Annotated in this window: 14 protein-coding genes and 1 other annotated feature; of the genes, 8 read left to right on the plus strand and 6 right to left on the minus strand. The window is 38.9% G+C overall.

Annotated features, from left to right (window positions below; translation table 11 throughout):
- Positions 1-38 precede the first annotated feature (38 nt).
- The 5 genes from PSBA01_RS10885 to PSBA01_RS13475 all read left to right on the plus strand — a co-directional run bounded on the left by PSBA01_RS10885 (position 39) and on the right by PSBA01_RS13475 (position 4,573).
- Positions 39-1,646, plus strand: coding sequence for a 3-hydroxyacyl-CoA dehydrogenase (locus tag PSBA01_RS10885; protein ID WP_186474326.1), 1,608 nt, complete (start codon positions 39-41; stop codon positions 1,644-1,646).
- Positions 1,647-1,695: 49 nt separating this feature from the next.
- Positions 1,696-2,898, plus strand: coding sequence for a 3-oxoadipyl-CoA thiolase (locus PSBA01_RS10890; protein WP_186474327.1), 1,203 nt, complete (start codon positions 1,696-1,698; stop codon positions 2,896-2,898).
- A gap of 746 nt (positions 2,899-3,644) precedes the next feature.
- Positions 3,645-3,760 (plus strand) — a sequence feature (AL1L pseudoknot).
- 64 nt (positions 3,761-3,824) lie between these two features.
- Complete coding sequence (locus PSBA01_RS10895; RefSeq protein WP_186474328.1) at positions 3,825-4,088, plus strand: IS3 family transposase; 264 nt, start codon at positions 3,825-3,827, stop codon at positions 4,086-4,088.
- Positions 4,089-4,169: 81 nt separating this feature from the next.
- Positions 4,170-4,427 (plus strand): DDE-type integrase/transposase/recombinase, encoded by a 258-nt coding sequence (locus tag PSBA01_RS10900; protein WP_186474329.1) that lies wholly within the window; start codon positions 4,170-4,172, stop codon positions 4,425-4,427.
- A gap of 50 nt (positions 4,428-4,477) precedes the next feature.
- A complete protein-coding gene (locus PSBA01_RS13475; protein WP_416383519.1) occupies positions 4,478-4,573 on the plus strand; it encodes a hypothetical protein in 96 nt (31 codons plus the stop codon).
- 183 nt (positions 4,574-4,756) lie between these two features.
- On the opposite strand, the gene PSBA01_RS10905 is transcribed toward PSBA01_RS13475, so the two are convergent.
- A complete protein-coding gene (locus PSBA01_RS10905) occupies positions 4,757-5,995 on the minus strand; it encodes an MFS transporter (RefSeq protein ID WP_186474330.1) in 1,239 nt (412 codons plus the stop codon).
- A gap of 50 nt (positions 5,996-6,045) precedes the next feature.
- Positions 6,046-7,200: an acyl-CoA dehydrogenase family protein gene (locus tag PSBA01_RS10910; RefSeq protein ID WP_186474331.1), complete on the minus strand. Its 1,155-nt coding sequence runs from the start codon at positions 7,198-7,200 to the stop codon at positions 6,046-6,048.
- 306 nt (positions 7,201-7,506) lie between these two features.
- Here PSBA01_RS10910 and PSBA01_RS10915 point away from each other — a divergent pair, with 306 nt between their 5' ends.
- Both PSBA01_RS10915 and PSBA01_RS10920 read left to right on the plus strand, forming a co-directional pair.
- Positions 7,507-8,724 carry a CaiB/BaiF CoA transferase family protein gene (locus PSBA01_RS10915; RefSeq protein ID WP_186474333.1) on the plus strand — a complete coding sequence of 406 codons (1,218 nt, stop codon included), beginning with the start codon at positions 7,507-7,509 and terminating at the stop codon, positions 8,722-8,724.
- Positions 8,725-8,848: 124 nt separating this feature from the next.
- Positions 8,849-9,703 (plus strand): IclR family transcriptional regulator, encoded by an 855-nt coding sequence (locus PSBA01_RS10920; protein WP_186474335.1) that lies wholly within the window; start codon positions 8,849-8,851, stop codon positions 9,701-9,703.
- Between the two features lie 533 nt (positions 9,704-10,236).
- Here PSBA01_RS10920 and PSBA01_RS10925 read toward each other — a convergent pair.
- Together PSBA01_RS10925 and PSBA01_RS10930 are read right to left on the minus strand one after the other, a co-directional pair.
- Complete coding sequence (locus tag PSBA01_RS10925) at positions 10,237-11,451, minus strand: IS256 family transposase (RefSeq protein WP_186474337.1); 1,215 nt, start codon at positions 11,449-11,451, stop codon at positions 10,237-10,239.
- Positions 11,452-11,550: 99 nt separating this feature from the next.
- Positions 11,551-14,805, minus strand: coding sequence for a hypothetical protein (locus tag PSBA01_RS10930; protein WP_186474338.1), 3,255 nt, complete (start codon positions 14,803-14,805; stop codon positions 11,551-11,553).
- Here PSBA01_RS10930 and PSBA01_RS10935 point away from each other — a divergent pair.
- Positions 14,776-15,863 (plus strand): IS3 family transposase gene (locus tag PSBA01_RS10935; RefSeq protein ID WP_186473796.1). Its coding sequence is split into 2 segments (ribosomal slippage): positions 14,776-15,028 and positions 15,028-15,863, totalling 1,089 coding nucleotides; the frame shifts between segments, so codons are not numbered across the junction. The genes PSBA01_RS10930 and PSBA01_RS10935 overlap by 30 nt on opposite strands.
- Here PSBA01_RS10935 and PSBA01_RS10940 read toward each other — a convergent pair.
- Both PSBA01_RS10940 and PSBA01_RS10945 read right to left on the minus strand, forming a co-directional pair.
- Entirely contained in the window at positions 15,847-18,048 is a 2,202-nt protein-coding gene (locus tag PSBA01_RS10940) for an NACHT domain-containing protein (RefSeq protein ID WP_186474340.1), read from the minus strand. The genes PSBA01_RS10935 and PSBA01_RS10940 overlap by 17 nt on opposite strands.
- Positions 18,049-21,582 (minus strand): SIR2 family NAD-dependent protein deacylase, encoded by a 3,534-nt coding sequence (locus PSBA01_RS10945; RefSeq protein WP_186474343.1) that lies wholly within the window; start codon positions 21,580-21,582, stop codon positions 18,049-18,051. It abuts the gene before it with no gap.
- Positions 21,583-21,868 lie beyond the last annotated feature (286 nt).

Raw genomic sequence — 21,868 nt, forward strand, 5'->3', positions numbered from 1 at the left:
AAATAAAATTATTCAACAAGATCATATAAAGGATGACTATGACCGCCAATACAATAAATATCAAATCATTGGCCATTATCGGCACAGGTGTCATGGGCATGGGTATCGCCCAAATTGCTGCCCAAGCAGGTATTCAGGTGCTTTTGTTCGATGCCAAAATGGGCGCTGCCGCACAAGGGCGTAAATCTCTTCAAACCATGCTCGAAAAACTAACGGCGAAAGGTAAGTTCACTGACGCGCAGCTTCAATCTGCTTTGGCAAATCTGATAGTGATTGACGATATAGCCAACATATCTACAGTAGATGTCGTTGTTGAAGCCATTGTTGAAAACCTAGAAATCAAACAACAGCTTTTTAAACAATTAGAAAGCATTGTGCCTACCAAGACAATTTTGGCAACCAACACTTCCTCATTAGCCGTGACCGCGATTGCTGCCAATTGTACGCACCCAGAACGTGTGGCTGGATTTCATTTTTTTAACCCAGTGCCGCTCATGAAAATCGTTGAAGTGATTCCTGGACTTTCTACTCATCCATCAATCGTTGAGACATTGACTACATTAGCGACGCGCATGGGACATTTAGGGGTGGTGGCAAAAGACACCCCAGGCTTTATTGTCAATCATGGCGGTAGAGCTTACGGTACAGAGGCCTTAAAAATATTGGGAGAAGGGGTTGCCAGTTTCGAGGATATTGATCGTATTTTGCGTGAAGGGGCTGGCTTTCGGATGGGGCCGTTCGAGCTACTCGATCTGACGGGTATCGACGTCTCTCACCCCGTGATGGAATCAATTTATACCCAGTTTTATCATGAAGATCGTTACCGTCCCCATCCCTTAACCCGTCAGATGCTCATAGGAAAAAAGCTTGGTCGTAAAGTTGGTGAAGGCTTTTATCAATATACAGAAAATAAAAAACAAGATGGTCAAAAAGTCACAACAGATATCTCTCAACAGCCATCGTTTGAGGTGTCAGCCTCTGATACAGCCATCACCTCAGTTTGGATTGGCGCTGACGTAGTAGAGGATAAGCAGCAGCTGATTGATTATTTGAATGCTAACAATATCAACGTCGACAATGGCGATAAGCCACAATCTGACAGTCTGGTATTACTGGCAATGTATGGCGAGGACACAACCAATGCTGCTATGCGCTATCACGTGAACCCCAAACAAGCGGTTGCTATCGATATGCTGACTGACTTGTCAATGCATCGTACATTGATGCCAAGTATCGTCACTCAAGATAATTTCGTGGCACAAGCTTATGCTTTATTTGGTAAACACTCAGACAAAACCATCAGTGACAATGAAAAGTCAATACAGGCTACGGTTGGTGCAACACTCATCAATGAAAGTACAGGCTTTGTGGCGCAGCGAGTCATCGCAATGGTGGTTAATTTAGGCTGTGATATTGCACTGCAAGGTATCGCCTCTCCTGATGATATTGATAATGCGGTTAGGCTGGGATTGGGCTATCCCTACGGCCCTATCTCATGGGGAGATAAGCTTGGTGCTGAGCGGATATTACTCATTTTAGAGCGTATTTACGGATTAACCGGCGATCCGCGCTACCGTTCTAGCCCATGGTTACAGCGCCGAGCCACACTTGGTATTTCACTGTTCTCTCAGCAGAGCAACTATTAATATTAATGGTGTAATAAAATACACTTTAAAATGACAGCTAGGAGAAATTATGTTAGACGCCTATATTTATGATGGATTAAGAAGTGCTTTTGGTCGGCATGGTGGCGCATTAGCAACTGTTCGTCCGGATGACTTAATCGCTAAAGTGATGAAGACTTTAGTCGAAAAGCATCAACTACCTAACGATATTTTTAATGAAGTATTGATCGGTAATACCAATCAAGCTGGTGAGGATTCACGCAATATCGCCCGTAATGCTGCGCTGCTAGCAGGGTTGGATGTAAAAACACCGGGTCAAACTGTCAATCGTCTATGTGCTTCTGGATTATCGGCTATTATAGATGCCGCTCGCAGTATTACATGCAACGAAGGTGATATTATTTTAGCGGGCGGTGTTGAGTCAATGACTCGTGCACCCTTTGTCTTTGCTAAGACTGCGCAGCCTTTTAGTCGTGAGTTTAAAGTATTTGATACCACTATCGGCAGCCGGTTCCCTAATCCCATCATAGAAGAGCATTTTGGTAACGATAGCATGCCGCAAACGGGTGATAATGTTGCGCGTAAATATGGTATCACTCGTGAAGCAGCGGATAAGTTCGCAGCAGCTTCGCAAGCTAAATACCAGGCCGCCAAAAAAACTGGGTTCTTTGATGATGAAATAACGCCAATTATGGTATCACAAGGCAAAAAACTCCCTGATAGATCAGTAGTGGAGGATGAGCATCCGCGCGCCAAATCTACTGTTGAAGCATTACAAAAATTAAAAACTTTAAATAACGAAGGCGTTGTTACAGCAGGCAATGCTTCAGGCATCAATGATGGTGCCGCTGCCCTGATTATCGGCTCAAAGCAGGCAGAGGAAAAGTTAGGGTTAAAGCCTATCGCAAAGATTCTTTCATCTGGTGCCATGGGTGTCGAGCCAAATATTATGGGCGTAGGCCCTGTTGAAGCCATTAAGCTGGCGTTAAAACGTGCTGATTTGACCCTTGATGATATGGCTATCATTGAGATTAATGAAGCATTCGCCTCACAGGTACTGGGTTGTCTCAAAGGTTTAGATATTGATTTTGATGACAAGCGCGTCAACCCCAATGGCGGAGCAATTGCTATTGGACATCCGCTAGGGGCATCAGGTGCAAGAATTGCGTTGAGTACAGCACGTGAGTTACAGCGGACAGGTGAAAAATATGCAGTAGTTAGTTTATGTATTGGCGTTGGGCAAGGGCTTGCCATGGTGATAGAACGAGTGTAAACCTTCTAAGCTACCTTTGCTATTAATATTCTTGCCACATTATTTTATGATTAATAACGGCTATTACGACTTTTGTATTTAATCAACATGAAAATTATCAGCAAATTCCAGGAACATATATATAATTTCCCTTTGGTTTTTTGTGGCCAGACCTTCATATAAATATTTCTTGAACAAATAGTATACTACTTACGATTTTTAGAACATAAATTAAATAACCCCCATACTTTTTCAATTCATGGGGGTTATTTACTAATTTAGTAATAAACTAATTTATGGTATTTGATAAGATTTTTCTATTTTCCATATCAATGCTTCTGTATTATATGATAGTCAATCCTCTATAAAAGGGTTACAGCGTTAACCTCGTTTGAAGTATCACATATACATCTATACTCGGTTGCCTTGTATCTCTTATAAACTGAATCAACTATAGTATACCCTTTTTAATATCTATTCAGTTTTGAAACATGAACCTTACCAGTATTGTCAGAGACTCGACATGTTGAGAGAATACGACATACACTTCTGACCTTAAAGAATGCGCCCTTCACATGGTCAACCACTCAAGCTATAGCGTCAAAGATTGGCTGTACGTCTGAAACCCTGCAATCATTGCATAAAAAGCAAATAGAACAAACTATTCCTGCCTCAATACAAGCTCAAAGCCAAAAGCAACGTATTGAAAAGCTTGAACGCGAAAATAGAGAGCTCATGCAAGCCGACGAGATAATAGGCAAGGCTGCTGCTACTTTCGCCTAAGTGGAGCTTGAACGCCCACAAAGTGATGATCAATTTTATTGATGACTAGAAAGATAGTTATGGGATCGAGCCAATCAATTGAGTACTATCGATTGCCCCATTAGCCTATTACCGTAAAAAATATTTAGCCAATAGTCCAGCAAAGTGCTCTTTACGCCAGCAACATGATGAACTTCTATATTAGCGAGATTAGGCGTATCTGTCTGGACAATAAGTCTCGCTATGGTATGTGTAAAGTCTGGCGACAGATGAAGGCGAATGACATTCGTGTGGCTCGTTGTATGGTAGAGCGGTTAATGACTCAGTATGAGATGCAAGGGATTTGGAGTCGCAAAGGCAAGATTACTACCAACTGCCGTGATGGCCAGAAGCGCGCAGAGGACCTAGTCAATTGTAACTTTAATGTTAATTGTTTTAACCAGATTTAGGTTGCGAATTTTACTTACATTAAGACCAGGATCGGATAGACTTATACCGCTTTTATCATTGTTGTATTTGCTCGTACTATTATGGGTTGGAAGGTATCGAATCGTATGAATACTGATATGGTGATGGCAATTTTAAATCAAGCGGTAGCAGAGAGGAACAAGGCCAAAGATGTAATTCATCATACCGATATAGGCGTTAAGTATTTATCTATTCGCTATAGCGATAGAATGGCTGAAGCTAGTGTTATCGCTTCTGTAGGTACGACTTGTGATTCATACGATAACGCACTGGTCGAAACGGTCACAGGCTATATAATTCTGAGGTCATTCATTATTTAAAGCAGATCCGGAATGGTATCAACGATGTTAAACTGACAACCTTTGAATGGATAGATTGGTTCAATAAAACAAGGTTGCATAGCACGATTGTCTATATGTCACCTTTGAATTTGAAAAGCGGTATTACAATAATATTAATTTGTTAGGTGAAGCTGCCTGACTCAATTAAATCAACCTCCGATATACTCAAGGCGGTTTGTAAATGTATTCAGTCAAACTAAAAAGACTGAGCCCTGTGTAATACAGCGCTCAGCTCTTAGTTCAAATTTAAATACTCATGATCTAGGTATCAATTTAAAATTAAGAATTTTTTTAAAATGAGCATTAAATCACGATTTTTGCGGATCGAACTGTTTTTCTTTAATAAACAAGGCTGGAATTATACCGCAAATAAAGTATGCACCTCCCATCACTACAAAGCCCAAACCAATTGAACCACCACTTGCAAGGAACCCAATCACAGCAGGTGCAGTTGCTGCACCGATGCGTCCCATATTATAAGCGCCACCCATAGCCGTACCGCGTATGAGCGTTGGGAAGCTTTCGGCCATATATGTGGCATTCACACCGTAAGGGATTCCGTATAAGAAGCCAAACGTTACCAATAAATAAAGAATATTGGCGGGTGAGTTATAGAACACAATTAGTGGCAAGAAAAGGGCTGTACCGATGGCACCAAAAGCATAGGTAGAACGGCGACCCACTTTATCAGCCATATATCCAGCTAAAATTTTACCAAAAATCATCGCTGCATACGTACCAACCATATAAGAAGTCATTTCTTTGAATTTTAAACCCAGCTCACTTTCTAAATAAGTCGGCATCCAGTTGTTTACGCCATAGTAGCCAAACTGAAGAAAGCCTGCAGTCAAAGCCCAAAGGATGAACATATTACGGTTACGTTTATCTTGGAAAATAGTTTTCCATGTTGATGACGTATTAACTTCTTTATTCGTACTTTCTTTTTTCAAACGGTTTTCTTGCCATGAGGCTGGTTCTGGGACCAAAAAATGCATTAGAACAGCTATTAAAATTGGAATTGCGGCTACATAAAATAGCATCCGCCAACCGTGGTCGGGGATAAGCCAACCTGCTAGTAATGTGGCCACAATATATCCTACAGTCCAGCCTGCTTGCAGTGTACCCAACACAGTAGTACGATATTTAGTCGGTACGTATTCTGCCATTAATGTATTGGAAGCAATGTATAGTGAACCTAGGCCTAATGAGGCAAAGAAACGTAATGTAGCAAATTCAACATATGATCGGGTAAAGCCAAGACCACAGGTCAAAATTGAAAATAATAAGATGGATATGACTACTACGCGCACACGACCAAAACGGTCACAAGCCCAGCCGCCAAAGACACCGCCAATGGCCATACCCAGTAAAGTAAAACTCCCTAACATCCCTGCTTCAACCGACGTTAGTCCAAACTCAGCTATAAGACTATTTAAGCTATAAGATAAAAGCATTAAGTCTGCACCATCAACCAATAAGGCAAGAAAGGCAAAGACGAAGGCTATTTTCCAAGTGTTTGGACCTATTTTGGATAAAGTGCTCTTCATAATTATAATCCATTATATATAAAGGGCTTAACCGTATTAAGCCAAAAAATTTATTGAGCTACTTCACGAATCATATTTCGTGCGATAATTACTTGTTGAATTTGAGTAGTACCTTCATATAAGCGGAATAAACGCACATCACGATAAAAACGCTCAATCGAATATTCACTGATATAACCAGCACCCCCATGAATCTGAACACAACGATCGGCAACACGACCACACATCTCAGTAGCAAACATTTTTGCGCAAGATGCTTCAGTACTGACTTCTTTACCTAGGTCACGTAAGCGTGCAGCATCAATTACCATGCATTTTGCAGCGTAAATTTCAGCTTTCGAATCAGCAAGCATCCCTTGAATTAACTGAAACTGAGCAATTGCTTGTCCAAATTGTTTGCGCTCAACTGCATATTGCAGTGCATCATCTAACATTCGAGTTGCTGCACCAACACTGATGGCTGCAATATGAATACGACCTTTGTCTAAAACCTTCATTGCGGTTTTAAAACCTACGCCTTCAATCCCACCAATTAATGAAGACGCTGGGATACGACAGTCTTCAAAGATGACATCACAGGTGTGAGCGCCTTGTTGACCCATTTTTTTATCACGTTTACCTAGTGATATGCCTGCAGTTTGACTGTCGACTATAAAGGCAGAGATGGCTGCTGAACCTTTGAGTTGAAGATTAGTTCGCGCCATGACGGTGAATACCCCGGCGTGCGGTGCATTAGTGATATAGCGCTTAGTACCATTTAAAATGTAGTCATCACCATCTTTTATTGCGGTAGTTTTCAAGGATGCGGCATCAGAGCCAGAATCAGGCTCGGTCAGACAAAAGGCACCAATAATTTCACCACTTGCTAAGTGTGGCAGAAATTGCTGTTTTTGCGCTTCAGTGCCATCGATAATCAAGCCCGATGAGCCAATACCGTTGTTAGTGCCAATCAGCGAACGGAAGGCCGGTGAGGTACGACCTAATTCAAATGCTACATAAACTTCTTCTTCCATAGTAAGGCCAAGACCTTCGTATTGTTCAGGTATGGTTAAACCGAATAAACCTAGTTCTTTCATTTGCTCAACAATGACTGCAGGAATTTCATCTGTTTTTGCAACTAGATCTTCATTGGGAATAAATACGCCTTCAACAAATTTACGTATCATATAGATTAATGAGTGCAGATTTTCCTTGTCGCGAATCATAAACTGTCCTTAAGTAGAGCGTTGAAAAAGTAATAAACTATAGATATAGATCAACAGTATCAGCATAATATAAATAAGTTTAATTGATAAAACAATACTTTTTATAAATTAATATCGCAATGCGGTATTTATTTTATAAAAGTTTTGATGTTTTTTAGAGTTGTAAACTGTTGAAATAATGGTTTGTAAGCTAAAAACCGTTATTGATTTTTATCAAAATAGGTGTATATTAAGTTTTTGTATCGCTTAGCGAAACTAAAATGCTATTTCATTAAAGGGAATATTTATCAAACAAAAGGAGTTATTATGGGTGCTTTAGATGGAATTCGTGTGCTTGACCTAAGTCGAGTGCTTGCAGGGCCTTGGTGTGGACAGATTCTTGCAGATCTTGGTGCAGAAGTCATTAAGATAGAGCGCCCAAAATATGGCGATGATACACGCGCATGGGGACCACCATGGATGAAAAATGATCAGGGAGAAGACAGCCATGAAGCCGCTTACTATCAGTCAACTAATCGTAATAAACAATCAGTTGCTATTGATATCTCAACGGTTGAAGGTCAAGCCCTTGTTCACTCACTAATAAAAGACACTGATGTACTAATTGAAAATTACAAAACTGACTCTTTGAAGAAATATAACTTGGACTATGAGAGCTTATCGCAAATCAACCCAAGATTAGTATATTGCTCAATTACTGGATTTGGGCAGACTGGACCACGAGCAGAGGAACCTGGCTATGATTTTATTATTCAAGGCATGGGCGGCTTAATGTCAGTTACTGGTGAAAAAGACAGTCTACCAGGTGGGGGGCCACAGAAACTTGGTATTGCCTTTTCTGATATAACTACTGGTTTATATGCCACAGTCGCTATTCAAGCTGCTTTATTGAACCGGCATATTAGTGGATTAGGACAGTATATTGATATGGCATTGCTAGATGTGCAAGTCGCCACATTGGCTAATCAAGGCATGAATTATTTGGCGTCTGGCAAAGTGCCAACGCGTTACGGTAATGCCCATGCCAATATAGTGCCTTACCAAGTGTTTAAGGCCTCTGATCGTGACTTCATTATCGCGTGCGGTAATGACAAGCAATTTGCTCAATTGTGTGACGCCATCGGTTTAGCTGATTTACCCCAAGATCCACGGTTTAGCAGTAATGCACAAAGAATCAAATATCGGACCGAAGTCACCACGCTTCTTGCCGCACACTTTGCAACGCGAACGGCAGATGAGTGGGTGTCAGCTATTCAGACAGCGAAAGTACCAGTCGGATTAATTAATAATCTTGAGCAAGCCTTCAAAGAGCCGCAAGTAAAGGCTCGTAATATGTTGATCGATATGCAACATCCTGAGTCTAAGAATTTGACATTAATTGGTTCACCGATCAAGATGTCTAGAACACCAGTTGAATATCGTCAAGCGCCACCAACTCTGGGGCAACATACCGATGAAATTTTATCTCGTATAGCGAGTCAAGAGGAGTTAGCTAAGTTGAGAAAAAATAACATAATTGGTTAGTTTATTTGCACTTAAACAATATGATATATGTAATCTTAATTGGTGATTTTGCTATTGTGTATCTAAATAGCTTATAATTCTCACTATGCGAACAATTAATTAATATTAAGTAGACTGTGTGCCTATGAGCGATGTTACCCCTGATAAACAAGCCGAAAAAATAGTGTCTGTTTTAAGACATGAATTACTACATCCTATTGAAGATATGTTGGATGAGGAGGATCGTCAGTTTATTACTGCTCTAGCACGCGGCCTAGAATTACTACGTTGTTTTTCTACTGAACAACCAAATCTTGGTAACCAAGAGTTGTCAAAAATGACTGGCTTGCCTAAGCCTACTATTACTCGACTAACCCATACACTATCTCGACTAGACTATATTAAACAAGTTCCAAATTCGAGTAAATTTCAGCTTTCTGCAGGCGTGTTAGCACTCGGTTATTCTATGCTATCGAATGTTTCAATTCGTTCAGTCGCACAGCAATATATGAAAGATTTAGCTGATTATACTGGGGCTGCTGTAGCAGTAGCAACAAGGAATCGTCTAAATATGATTTATTTGGACGTAGTGCAAGGTGTAGGTAATGTCACTATGCGCCGTCAAGTAGGAAGCTATTTACCGATTCATTTGAGCTCAGCAGGAAGAGCTTGCTTAGCAGCAATGCCAGCAGATGAGCGTGATTTTTTATTGGATGCTATTCGTATTAAATACAAAGAAGATTGGATTAAAATCAGGCGTGACTTAGACAAAGCATTTAAAGACTACCAAGATTTTGGTTATTGCTTTTCTATTGGTGATTGGCATAAAGGAGTCAGCTCTGTAGCAGTACCCTTAATGCATGAACAGCATGGTTTGTTAGTTTTTAACTGTGGTGGTCCAAGCTTTGTAATGAAACGCGAGAAACTGGAAGAAGATGTTGCACCACGTTTGCTACTTATGGTTAATAATATTAAATCTGAAGTAGTTAATTTGATGTGATAATTCAAACTCTAGTTTTGACAAATTCACTTAAGTAAAATTCTAACTAAAGAAAGGTTGCTAACACTATGCATAATACAGTGTTGGCAACCTTTTTTACTTCTATGAAAATCAGTCATATCGTATATGAATTTATGATATTAATATTCTTATAATTGCATTAATGAGGTAGTTAGCACCTGACAAATCTCAAGCCAGCTTACAAAGTGATTTCTCTATATAGTTAGTTCAATATAATTTGGATACAAGGAAGTCGAGTGAAAGTACTACAAGTAGTAGACTAAGCGAGACTGACATCGTATTCAAATTATAGAGGATTGACTATATCTAAAAGGTCAAGCTCATCTATTAAATGTTGATAGCAATCGTATTTTAACAGGATATAACTCCACTGGTAAGACGACTCTCATGGGAGCTATGGCTCGATTTTACGGCATAAATTAGTTTATTCTTGATTGTTTTCCGTAAGGCCTTTCATCCATCATCATATTGATTTGCTTTTGAGACCATCCCGAATTCTGTGTAACTGCCATTTAGATTAAATGCTTACTGATACGGTCATCAAACATAATCATAAAGCGATTAAGAGCAGACGTCCAGTTACGGATTGGCATCGACCATTTTTTAGAGGCCTGCTGGGTTGCCAGATATACTACCTTGAATGCTGCCTGATCAGACGGGAAGATCTTACGCTTATTCACCGCCGTACGAATCACACTGTTTAATGATTCTATAGCATTGGTGGTATATATGACTTTTCTGATGTCCTTAGGGTAACCAAAGAACACCGTTAAGCCCTCCCAGTTATTGCGCCAAGACTTGATGACATGCGGATACTTATCACCCCACACCTCGTCGAAATGCTCAAGATTGGCCTCTGCTATCTCAAGCGTATCAGCGCCGTAGATGGCTTTTAAATCAGCCGCTACGGCCTTTTTATCCGTCCACGGTACGAACTTCATTGAATAGCGCACCATGTGTACGATACACAGCTGAACCTGTGCCTTTGGATAGACGGTGTTAATGGCATCAGGGAAACCCTTTAGACCGTCAACACAAGCGATTAAGATGTCTTGTACGCCACGGTTTTGAAGCTCGGTAAGAACGCCTAGCCAGAACTTAGCGCCTTCATTCTCTGATAGCCACATACCAAGCAGCTCTTTTTTACCGTTAAGGTTAACGCCTAGGGCTAAGTAAATGGCTTTGTTGATGATCTGCTTGTCTTGACGTACCTTGACCACAATGCAGTCTAGATAGACGATAGGATAAACACTGCTCAGCGGCCGGTTCTGCCAAGCGGTGATGTCCTCTAAGATGTTATCGGTGACTCTTGAGACAAGAGAGCTTGAGATGTCGACGTCATAAAGCTCTTTAATGGTTTCGACGATCTCAGTGGTGGTTTGACCCTTGGCGTAAAGGAATATGATTTTATCATCGAGACCTGAGATACGGGTTTGATGTTTGCTGACGAGCACAGTCTCAAAGCTGCCACCGCGGTCTCTTGGGGTGGATATCTCAAGATCGCCTGTGTCACTGCGGACGGTCTTTTTAGTGTGTCCGTTGCGCTTGTTTGGTTTATCTGCTTTCTCATGTTTGGGGTAGCCAAGATGGTCTTCCATCTCAGCCTCTAAGGCAGTATCAATAAAGGATTGCATGAGCTGCTTTTGGAAGTCTTTAATGTCATCGAAGCTGTTCATACTACCAGCCATTTGCTCGGCCAGTTTCTTGATGTCAGATTGAGTAGTCATTGCTTATTCTCCTGTTATTGGATTATAAGCAGTTACACAGTTTTTGGGAAACTCTCGAGATTTTAAATAGCTCCTGAGTTTAGAGCTATTTATAGCCTATCAATTAACCTTGAGACTTCTAAATAATTCGCTTTGCTGTAGTGATGCACTACGTCTATCACCTTGATCAATAAGCCAGTCAATAATTCTTAAAAGCTTTTGCCCAGTCTGCAAATTCAATGGATTGTCTCTTTCTGCAAAAAATTGAACTAGTTCAGCTATACGGGCATATAGCATGCTACCTTGCCAGCCTACAAGCTTAGATTTAGATATGACGGTTAACACTTGGTCTGCGAAAAGTTCAGCAGGATAGTCTTTTTTAGCGCTCTCACATAGTTTTACGAAATTTTGCATAACAACGCCTACCCAACCTGCTTCACGCACAAGCTTATCGATAATTGGTAATATCAAATTAATCTCAGACCAGTTTTCATTTGCAAACCGTTTAGCACCATTAAATTGGCTAAATCGAGTAAACATTAATATTTCTAGTGTATTATTTTTAAGTTGTTCGAATCTGCCAACTCTGTAGCTATCTTTGTTTAGCTCTTCAATTTGTAAGAATCTATCCAAACACTTTTGCAAAATTTTTATAATATCTTCTGATACAATCAATTCATCATAGAGATTGCTACTACAGTAACCAATTAATGGCTCTATAAGCTTCCAACCTTCTTGAGTCTTTAGAGCCAGTATAGGTTCTACAAATCTATGATAGGTTTCACTAAAAGGTAACTTACTACAGATCATGCTTATGATATTACCTAAAGCGTCCATGAAGTCATAAAAGCTGCCTCGACTGCCTTTAAAATCATATTCTTCAGCCCAAGAAGGCTCAGTTAGTTCAATAGCCCAATTAATTAAACTCTCTATAAAACCTAGAAGTTCTTCTTTGAAGTCTGTCTGTAGTAAATCTTCAATAGGTAGCTGCTTTAAGATATGACTCAAAAAAGTAGTATCCCATTGTTCATCAGATCTTTCCCACTTTACAGCGTCAAAAGACTTATTTAAGTGATAGTTCGAAGAAGGTCTATATTTTTCTTCTTCCAACTCAACCCATGGGCTTCCACAATTTGGTAATTGAATGAATTGTTTATCAGATTCATAGTAATCAACTAAGGCAGATTCTATACTCTTTAATTCCGTCTTTACTTTCTCTGTATCCTCTGAGTTACAATTACGATATTTCAAATAATTATAACTCATGGATACGGCCATAAATATAGCAGAATAGGTCAGTTTTCTATCAATGTCATACAATGAAAGACATGCATTTAAAGCCGATATTGATATCTCATTTACTGGACTTGCAATAATGCATAAGAGCTGAAGCTTTGCGTTATCGTCGGCTGGATCAAATCTTATTTCAGAAGCTAGTGCTTTACTAGAAAATATTTTTGGATGAAAGGAAAGCTTTGCTTCTGAAGTATTGCACTCGTAAGAGTTGAACGGAATTAAAACAGCTCTACTTATAACGCCACGAGCCCACATCAAATCTGCATCTGCCAAACCTTTTCTAAACCATAGTGTCATAGTCGCTACTGCAACAATAGCATTTTGTTTCATGCGTGTACGAGTAGACTCCTCAGTCCAACCTTCACAATCATCTTCAAAAAGCTCAGGCTCATCGTGTTCCTTTATAAAATCTAGAGCAGATTGAATAGAATATCCTTCTACGATGGAGTCTTGTAAAAGAGATTTATGAGCCCAATAGGCTATATTATTGAAATTAAGAAAATTTACACTTTGCTTATGTTCTTCTAAGTTTTTGCTACTATTTAAAGAAGGGCTATGATGCGAAATAGCGACTATATTTTCGTTTTCAGTAGGTTGGACTATATAAGTAGCTTCATCTGCATATTCGGCGTAAAATTTAGCTCGTTCTATTAATTTTTCAGTAACTACTGCATTATCCATCTGTTCTTCAAAATTGTATGGTAGGAAGTTTTCAAGTCCAATTAATCTTTTTTTGATCTCCTCACTAAATTTAGAAAAAACGAATGCACTTAGTAAATTCGACAAGCAAAATTTATAGCTTTTCCTGTCTGATGAACCACGTATGTCTTGAGTATATCGATAGTAATCTAAATCAAGCACTTTTTGATTCGTCACCAAAGGAAGTATGCTTTTGCTAATGCACTGTTGTTCAAGAGCGAGTACAGACACAACACTTAGAATGGCTAATGATTCATGATCTTTGGTTATTTTTTGAATTAACTCGTCTAGATTCGCATGCGCTTCTAACTGCTCAAAACACCATTTTTCTAGGGTCATAAATGCTGATGACAATGTATCATTTACCCAGTATGGGCGTGACCAAATATATTCTTGCTCATTGCCCCAGAAAGTTTGAGATCCCCAAGGAAAGTCTAATGTGATAGGAATTGGTGTGAGCTTTTCATCAGATAGCTCATGAAGCTGCCGCCAAGCCGTGTTAGCATGGTTTGATAGCGCTGTAATTAGTCTTAATCCAGAGTCGGGAGCATGTTTTAATAACGAGTGGAATGGTTCTTTAGTTGAAGAGGAAGGATAGAAATCAAGAAAGTCAGTATTAATAGAAAGGTCATTCCAATCACTATCACTAATTCTCTCAGTTGAAAACGAACTTAAAGATAATGATCTAAGTTGAAGAGACTTATTTTGTTTAGCAGTTCTGTCTTCTACTGGAATACTATTTAAATGTGCCCAGTATTCTTGAGATCGATTTTTCTCTTCACATTTTCTCGTATACCTGTCGAGCGGTAGCTCACATAACAATTTTTTCAAACATAGCTCTACTAGTAATTCGGGATGCTTCTGCGCGATAAACCCAGAAAGATGTATTATGTATTTAAAAATCTCATTAGGTATTTCATCTAGATCGAGTAGCCTATTCAAATAGGTTTGAATGAAAGTTGGATTAGAATTTGCTGACACTATAATCAAATTACGTAGCGCATCTTTAAATCCTGTTATGTCATTAACTAATTGCCAGTTATGAGTACTAGGATGGTCTTTTATCCCTTCGATTTCAGATAGCCAATCTAAAGCTATTTGTAATATTTTGGATGAAAACTCAATAACAACCTGTGAAGGCTGTGTAGCGTTTTCAAAATTTATTGCTAGGTTTTGAAAAACTTTAAAGACATCGACAACTCTTGGATATATGTTTTCTGGCAATGAAGGAGTATCTTCTAATATAAAAATAATAACTTGAAACCATAGGGTTAAATGGTAATCCCCCCAATAAATAAGAACACTTACAAATAGAGAGTAACTGCTAAAATACACCAGCAGGAGAATTCTATGAAAAAGACACGCTTTAGCGACAACCAAATCGTCAACATCCTAAAACAAGCCGAACAAGGCGTCCCTATTACCGAGCTGTGCCGCGAGCATAACATCAGCCAAAGTACCTTTTACAACTGGCGCTCAAAGTATGGCGGCATGGATGCCTCTTTAATTGCGCGCTTAAAAGAACTTGAAGTTGAAAATGCACGTCTTAAGAAGATGTATGCTGACGAATGTCTTAAGTCCGATATTCTACAGGATGCCATGACAAAAAAGTGGTAGCGCCCCAAAGGCGCAAAGCGTTGGTTTGTCACTACATTGAAGATCGTAGCATTAGCATACGCCGTGCTTGCCGTATCTTTAACATCAGCGTCACCTGTTATTATCACAAGTCGGTGGCAACAGATGAGAACCAGCAAATAGCGGACTTACTTATCAAACTGACCGATGAGAACAAGAACTGGGGCTTTGGCTTGTGCTTTTTAACCTTGCGTAATGTGCTAGGACTGCCGTACAACCATAAGCGGGTATATCGCATCTACTGCGAGCTTGAACTCAACCTTAGAATCAAGCCTAAGCGTCGCATTAAACGTGCTAAACCAATACCATTAGCAGTACCTGATAGGATTAACCAAAGCTGGAGCATGGACTTTATGCACGACAGCTTAACTGATGGCCGCGGCTTTAGACTGTTCAATGTCATTGATGATTACAACCGTGAGGCACTCACCGTTGAAGTCGACTTCTCGCTACCGGCCGGGAGGGTCATACGCAGTCTTAATCAGCTTATTGAGTACCGAGGCAAACCTGTGCAGATAAGATGCGATAACGGCCCTGAATACATCAGCAATGCGCTCAAAGACTGGGCTGAGCAGCAAGGTATCATCTTAAGCTATATTGAACCTGGCAATCCACAGCAAAATGCGTATGTAGAGCGCTTTAACAGAACCATGAGATATGATTGGTTAAATCAGGAGCTGTTTGATAATCTAGAGCAGGTACGCGCACAAGCAGAAAACTGGTTATACCATTATAATCATAAGCGCCCAAATATGGGCAATGGCGGTTTTACACCGATACAGAAACTCAATCAGGCAGCTTAATTCTATTTATTAGGTGTCTTAAGTTTGGGAGGGTTACCAAATCAGTCGGCCACGCAAGAGAGGTAGCAACTTTTATATCTTTGGAAGTAGCAAGTATCAGCGGGTTTGGCTGTGTCTTTTCTGCTTGAAACCAAACCAATAACTTCTCATAGAGATCATAGTCGTTTTCAGCCAGTTTGCCTCTAAATTGACCACTGTATTGTGCTGTATTTGGATGGCTGACGGCTCCCAACAACCACGCACGCATCCATTGAGAGCGAAGCTCATTAAATTTAGGGTTGTTTATATCATTAGACCATTCATCGCCTTCAAGTTTCTGCTGAGACAATAACTCAACGACTCTAGCAATAGCTGGAGGTTGACCGAACTCTTCAATTTTATTGAGCCATTCATTATCAGCTTCAAGTAAATTGTACAACAATGACCATTCAAAAAAGATGTCATGAGCGAAATCTACTGTAGTTTTTTTACTATCGATTCTAATCACACCGTCGCTGTTTAACTCATCTAATTCCGAGTTACTATTAAGCGATCTTCTTTTTACGGATTTACTAAGATTTTTAACCTTATGCTCAGCTAATTCTAGTAAAGCGTTCTGTCTATCTATGACTTTCTGACTCGTCGCACTATATCCGCCACGTTTCCACCATTCATGTATCAAATCTAGTTCAGAATCTGGGGATGTATCATCTGATAGACTTAGCGTAGATAGAATTTTTGTAAAAAATGGGGTTCTAGTGACATGCTTTACATTTTCAGAAGAACTAAAAAGTAAGCTTCTTAAATTAGGAAACTGTGTTGAGAGAATATTTGCTTCATTATCATCTAATTTATTGACAGTGACGTTGCCAATTGAAGCCTGCTTAAGAACAGACCCAAGCCATGTTCTTAGCGGCTCTAGCCCTGTCTCACGTAAGGTAACGACTATTTTCCACTCTGTTAATAGTGAGTCATTTAAAATCAAACTTATTAACTCATCGATAATTGGTCTATTCTGACTGTCAACACGGTCAATACCATCAACAAACAAGATGGGTGTGCCTGCTGATTTAATTTCAACTAATAGATCTTTTAGATTATGAGTTGAAGGTATCCCAGAGCTTTGAGCGTATTGAGCCCAGTTTTTACCGACCAATTGATCGGATTTTAAAAACAACACAAACGAGCTCTCTAAATAGCTCTCAATTTCTTTACGTAGCAGAGAAGACTTACCAGTACCTGGCATACCTGTTATCTGAATAAAACGGGACGTTTTAAGCACTTCAGAAAATTTTAATTTTAAGCCACTTCTATCTAAACTATATCCATCAATATCGCTTTGAATTTGATGTAAGTAAGTATTCGTAAGCTCTTTTATTTTTGAAATCTGCTCCTCAAAAGTTCTACCTTCTTTGAGTTTAACAACCTTACATAACTCATGGACTAAACGAACCCTATCAAACTGACCTGCCTTTCCTGCAGACTCTCTTCCTAACTCGTAAATATGGGACCAGACCAATACAGGTGATATATTACTATTATTCGGTAATTGCGATTGAATGTATCGTGTTCCTACATGAGCGTCAACTTCACCGTCATGTAGAAAGTCAAACCTCACAATAATAAAGTGTTTTAGAAAATCATGTTTTTCAGCAGGTATCAACTGAGTAGCAGATAACTCATCCAATAGCTGGTATATGGCTTCTCTAACAACTTTAATATCCGCACTAGCGTTCCCATTAGGACTAAACCGTTGCTCAAAGTGTTCAATATCACCACTTTCAACAGCTATTTGGCAGAGAAACCCTAGATCACGAAATTTAGCAGAGGATATTTCACTAACTGCCACTCCGTACTTATCTACACCATTATTAAAACTAGCATCTTGATAACTAGTTAAACTATCACGTATTACATCTCTAAAATTCTTATTAGTGTCAGCAGAGCTAATCGTCAGGTCGCGTTTGACCTGCAAGCTAGTTGTTCCAATTCGATCTGATGCGTCTATCCACTTTATTATGACGTCATCTAAAGGATAGCCGAAGTCTCTTTGCTGGCTAGCTACATTTACTACCGTACCATTACAGCCAGGTGCACTCGCTTCAGCTAACAATGCAGTTAAATAAAAGGCCATGACATGACCTTCATAGATAAAGCCATCACCACCGGCAAGCTCTGGAGACTGTGAAGTATTTCTATTTTTCATTTATGCGAATCTTACTTCTGGTAGAGGGTCTGTTTTGGCTTCATCGATAATCCTTTTTAATTCACTATCTGGATAGTTTTTTAGTAGATTTCGAGCAAGTTTAATACTTTCAGTTCTAACTGAAGTAATGTTAATCGCTAAATGGCTGGCTGGATTTACATTTTCGTAGGCACTACCATCAAAAATTATTGGAATGACTTCAATTAGTGTTGAGATATTTTCGTTACTTAAATATGCTAGAGAGTAGAGCTCATTAGCTATATATATCAATGAGGTAAGTCCACTAGTGCGATTCAAATTTATTGAATAAATTAACTTTGAAATTAATGGCTTCAATGCATCGTTAAAGTCTAATTTACACCAGTTCAGTAAAGCAGTTGCTGATGATACAACTTTCCTTGTGTCTTTTTTATAGAAACCTTCACGTATATCTTTCATAAGAGTATCAAAAGCTATATCAAATTTCTTAGAGAAAAATGTGAATGAAGATAATACCTCAAAGGTCTCCGTCTTCTCGTAAAAATCAAGTAACTTATTTAAGTTAGCTTCATTTAAATTGGATTTTCCTAAATAAGGTGTTATAGCATGGTTCAAAGTGTATGCAATTTCTTTGGCCAAACGTTCTTCCGTATTATCTATAAAAAACTCAGGAACATCAGTGTCTTCTGCAGTGAACCGCCATGCAGTTAAAGTATTGAATATCTTGTTAGACTGTTTCTTCGTAGGCAGTTCTCTGTGTTTTTCATTCAAAACAAGATTTTTAATCTCTATAAGCGTATGGATATTAATTAAATCATTACTTTCAAAAAGATGTTTTCTAACAACTAAAGCCAACGCTTGACTATCATCGCCAGACAGTCCTAACAAAGCATGGTCTAAAATACCTAGTTTAGGAATGGAATTGTAGTTGGGTGGATTTCCCCATATTTTCCATTTTATAGATTCTAACTCGTTAGCATTCAAATAGTTATTTTCAATCAAAGGAAATAGCTTTATTAAAGCATGGACGCTGTCCTCATTGTTCGGAGAAATATGGTTTATGATTTCATCTAAACGTGAACTGATTTTAAGACTATCATTTCTTACGGGAGGTAATTTTACAACAGGGTTTGGCCATCTCTGACCAAAATCATTATCAATATTCACTTCGGTAGCTAAAGGAAATATGAGGGCGTCTTCAAATATCTCTGATTTTCGATTATCTGATATAGCTAGTAAGCTGTATTCTATGAGATGACTATAAGGTTTGGACAGCAAGAAATGCCTTATTCCATCTATGATTGCAATACTGCAGCCCCATTTAAACACTTCTATAGCCTTGTCTGGCTTCGCCCGTATAACGAACCTAGCTAAAGCCTCCATAAAAACTTGTAATCTACTAAAATAATAATGTACAGACTTATTGCTAGTTTGAATAATTTTTTCTAGCCAATAAATACAACCTTTATATGTCTGATCTAATAGATACTCTAAATCCTCCTCTGTTAGCTTTGCAATATTAATTCTTGATAGAGTTGTTTTAAGTATATCTGTAGTATCTGAGGTTGATGCTCGTATAGCATATATGAAACGATTTTTATTTTCTAAACTTTCCAGCTTAGCTAAATTCTCTACTATATCTTTAACGAAATTGACATCTCTCCATCTAATAGGAACTCCAACAGTGTTAGTTAACCCCTCTACAAGTAATAAAGGGTGTAACTCATTACTGAATGAAAGAGATTTAGAATGGTCTGTATAGCTTCCAGGGTCAAAAGAAGGCTCTATACTATTATTCTTAGCTTGTTTATCCAATGCTTCTGATAATCTCTTCCTGATATGTTCAAGATAAGTCCAAGGATTTGAATCCATATAGTCAAAATCATTGGGCTTAACTTCTAAATCATTACGGTTAAAGAAATCAGCTCCTTGAAGAAGAAAACTAACCCAAGCTAAATGTGATAAAACGTAAACTGAGGTTGGATCATTTCTAGATTGTAGTTTAAGATTTTTAAAAGCATCCTTTAAAAGCAACTCACCTTCATCAAACCTTCCCAACTCGGCTAGAAGTGATGCTTTTTTCATGCCCCATGATGGGTCTGTGGCTTCAATCTCTTCAACTAATTCTTCTAAATCAGAGTAATCAAAGCTTTCTTTAGCTAAGATAGCTTTATGATAGTGTATTTCATTTTTCACTTCTAAAGAGTTTAGTTGAACTGTGTTTAAAATCTGAGCTACTCTTGAATTAATCTTTTTATGATCGTTATCATCAAACCAGCGTGTACTTCTAAAAAGCCATAATGCTATTTCAATCTGCTGTTTGCTAGTTAGTCCACTAGGTTGAGAAGGATCACTAATTTCTAGAAGCTCTTCAGCTAAATGTATGGTATTGACGCTAAAGGTAATGGTGTTGCGCCATACGATCTCGTAAAGCAACTTTGATCGCAAATCAGGTTTCATTTCAGCTAAGTTTTTAGAGCTAGGAAAAGGATCGGTAATTTGATTTTTTAAGCTCCACCGTACATTAGATGGGCATACCAACCATTCTGGATAAGACTCTCTATCTTTAATAAGTTGATCTAGCTGATTCTCTAGTAACGTTGCTGCATAGCTATGATCCTTATGGACTCTACTTATTTCGTTTTCTGGAATAGTTTTACGAGTAATCGAAGTTGGTCGCCAATCCCAGCTATCTTTAGGCTTGAGTATCTGAAGAGTGTCGAGAAACATCTTTGTTACTTCACGATGTTTTTCATCATGGTTGTCCAAGTGTCTAACTAGAGTTGATAAATCAATAGGTGCCACATTGATTGACTCTAAGTATTTGCGCTTAGCTGGACTTAAGTCTAATGCTCCTACCAAGTATATCCGACGAGCATGACTTGCTAAATGATCTCTTACCCATCCAACCCACTGTAAAAAATTAGGATCATCACCTGAAAATCCTAGTAAGCAAAACTCATTTTCGATAAATACTTGACGAGCTAGGTTTACAAATGCTGCATGAGTCTTTGGATATTGTCGATAATCTTCTTGGGTAAATATCAGATTATGAGAAATTTGTACTGTGCCATGTAATTTTACGATTCTAGGAGAGCGAGAAGAGGATAGATCTTCAGGTTTATTGACAATACTGTAGATGGGTTTATAGATATCAGATGCTGCCCGCTCTAACAGCGTATCCCAATTAGTTGTAAGCACTTCTGTCCAAGGCAGCTTTAACAATGAGCCGTATAAATCGCCTGGTATCCATGCAGGGTCATTAACAGTTTGCTCTATTACATCCTTCAATGCTTGTTTGCCGAAGTAAGAACTATATTCCTCAGCGATTCGTAGAGGATCGCCCCATGGATCGGATCCTAAATCTTTTGATAGTACCTTTAGAAGGTCATTCCACAAAGGTAACTTACTATTTATATCACCACTACTAGCAGCGCTTCTACTAAAACCAGAGCCCACCATAATAGCAGCGCCTTGATATGACGTTTCATTTCGCCAAAGAGCTTCGGCGAGCTTTTTTAGTAATGGATAGTCGGGTAAGCTTTTAATACTCATAATGGCTACTCGTAAATAGTTAAATATTTATCATTATATTTAGTCAAACACAGCGTACCCGAAACTGAACGTAAAGCATGATCAAACAATGACTGCTCTCACTGCTATGACAGTCCAATTTATCATACTAAGAAGTATACTGCTTATAAAATAGAGTAGTAGTAAAACCCATCACAGAGAAGCGCTAATTGCGTTGATTAAACTCTTGCAAACGACAGTAATAGAGCTATTATAAATGAGTATAGGTAATGGGACTGGTCGCCATCACGGCTTGTTCTTACTAAAT

Source organism: Psychrobacter sp. KCTC 72983 (genome assembly GCF_014280455.1).
GTDB classification, from domain to species: Bacteria; Pseudomonadota; Gammaproteobacteria; order Pseudomonadales; family Moraxellaceae; genus Psychrobacter; species Psychrobacter pacificensis.

Bases quoted from the DNA above. Each gene is read 5' to 3' on its own strand.
- PSBA01_RS10910 (WP_186474331.1), bottom strand. From the start codon at position 7,200: ATGATTCGCGACAAGGAAAATCTGCACTCATTAATCTATATGATACGT.
- PSBA01_RS10900 (WP_186474329.1), top strand. From the start codon at position 4,170: ATGGGTTGGAAGGTATCGAATCGTATGAATACTGATATGGTGATGGCA.
- PSBA01_RS10940 (WP_186474340.1), bottom strand. From the start codon at position 18,048: ATGAAAAATAGAAATACTTCACAGTCTCCAGAGCTTGCCGGTGGTGAT.
- PSBA01_RS10925 (WP_186474337.1), bottom strand. From the start codon at position 11,451: ATGACTACTCAATCTGACATCAAGAAACTGGCCGAGCAAATGGCTGGT.
- PSBA01_RS10890 (WP_186474327.1), top strand. From the start codon at position 1,696: ATGTTAGACGCCTATATTTATGATGGATTAAGAAGTGCTTTTGGTCGG.
- PSBA01_RS10915 (WP_186474333.1), top strand. From the start codon at position 7,507: ATGGGTGCTTTAGATGGAATTCGTGTGCTTGACCTAAGTCGAGTGCTT.
- PSBA01_RS10920 (WP_186474335.1), top strand. From the start codon at position 8,849: ATGAGCGATGTTACCCCTGATAAACAAGCCGAAAAAATAGTGTCTGTT.
- PSBA01_RS10905 (WP_186474330.1), bottom strand. From the start codon at position 5,995: ATGAAGAGCACTTTATCCAAAATAGGTCCAAACACTTGGAAAATAGCC.
- PSBA01_RS10895 (WP_186474328.1), top strand. From the start codon at position 3,825: ATGATGAACTTCTATATTAGCGAGATTAGGCGTATCTGTCTGGACAAT.
- PSBA01_RS10885 (WP_186474326.1), top strand. From the start codon at position 39: ATGACCGCCAATACAATAAATATCAAATCATTGGCCATTATCGGCACA.
- PSBA01_RS10945 (WP_186474343.1), bottom strand. From the start codon at position 21,582: ATGAGTATTAAAAGCTTACCCGACTATCCATTACTAAAAAAGCTCGCC.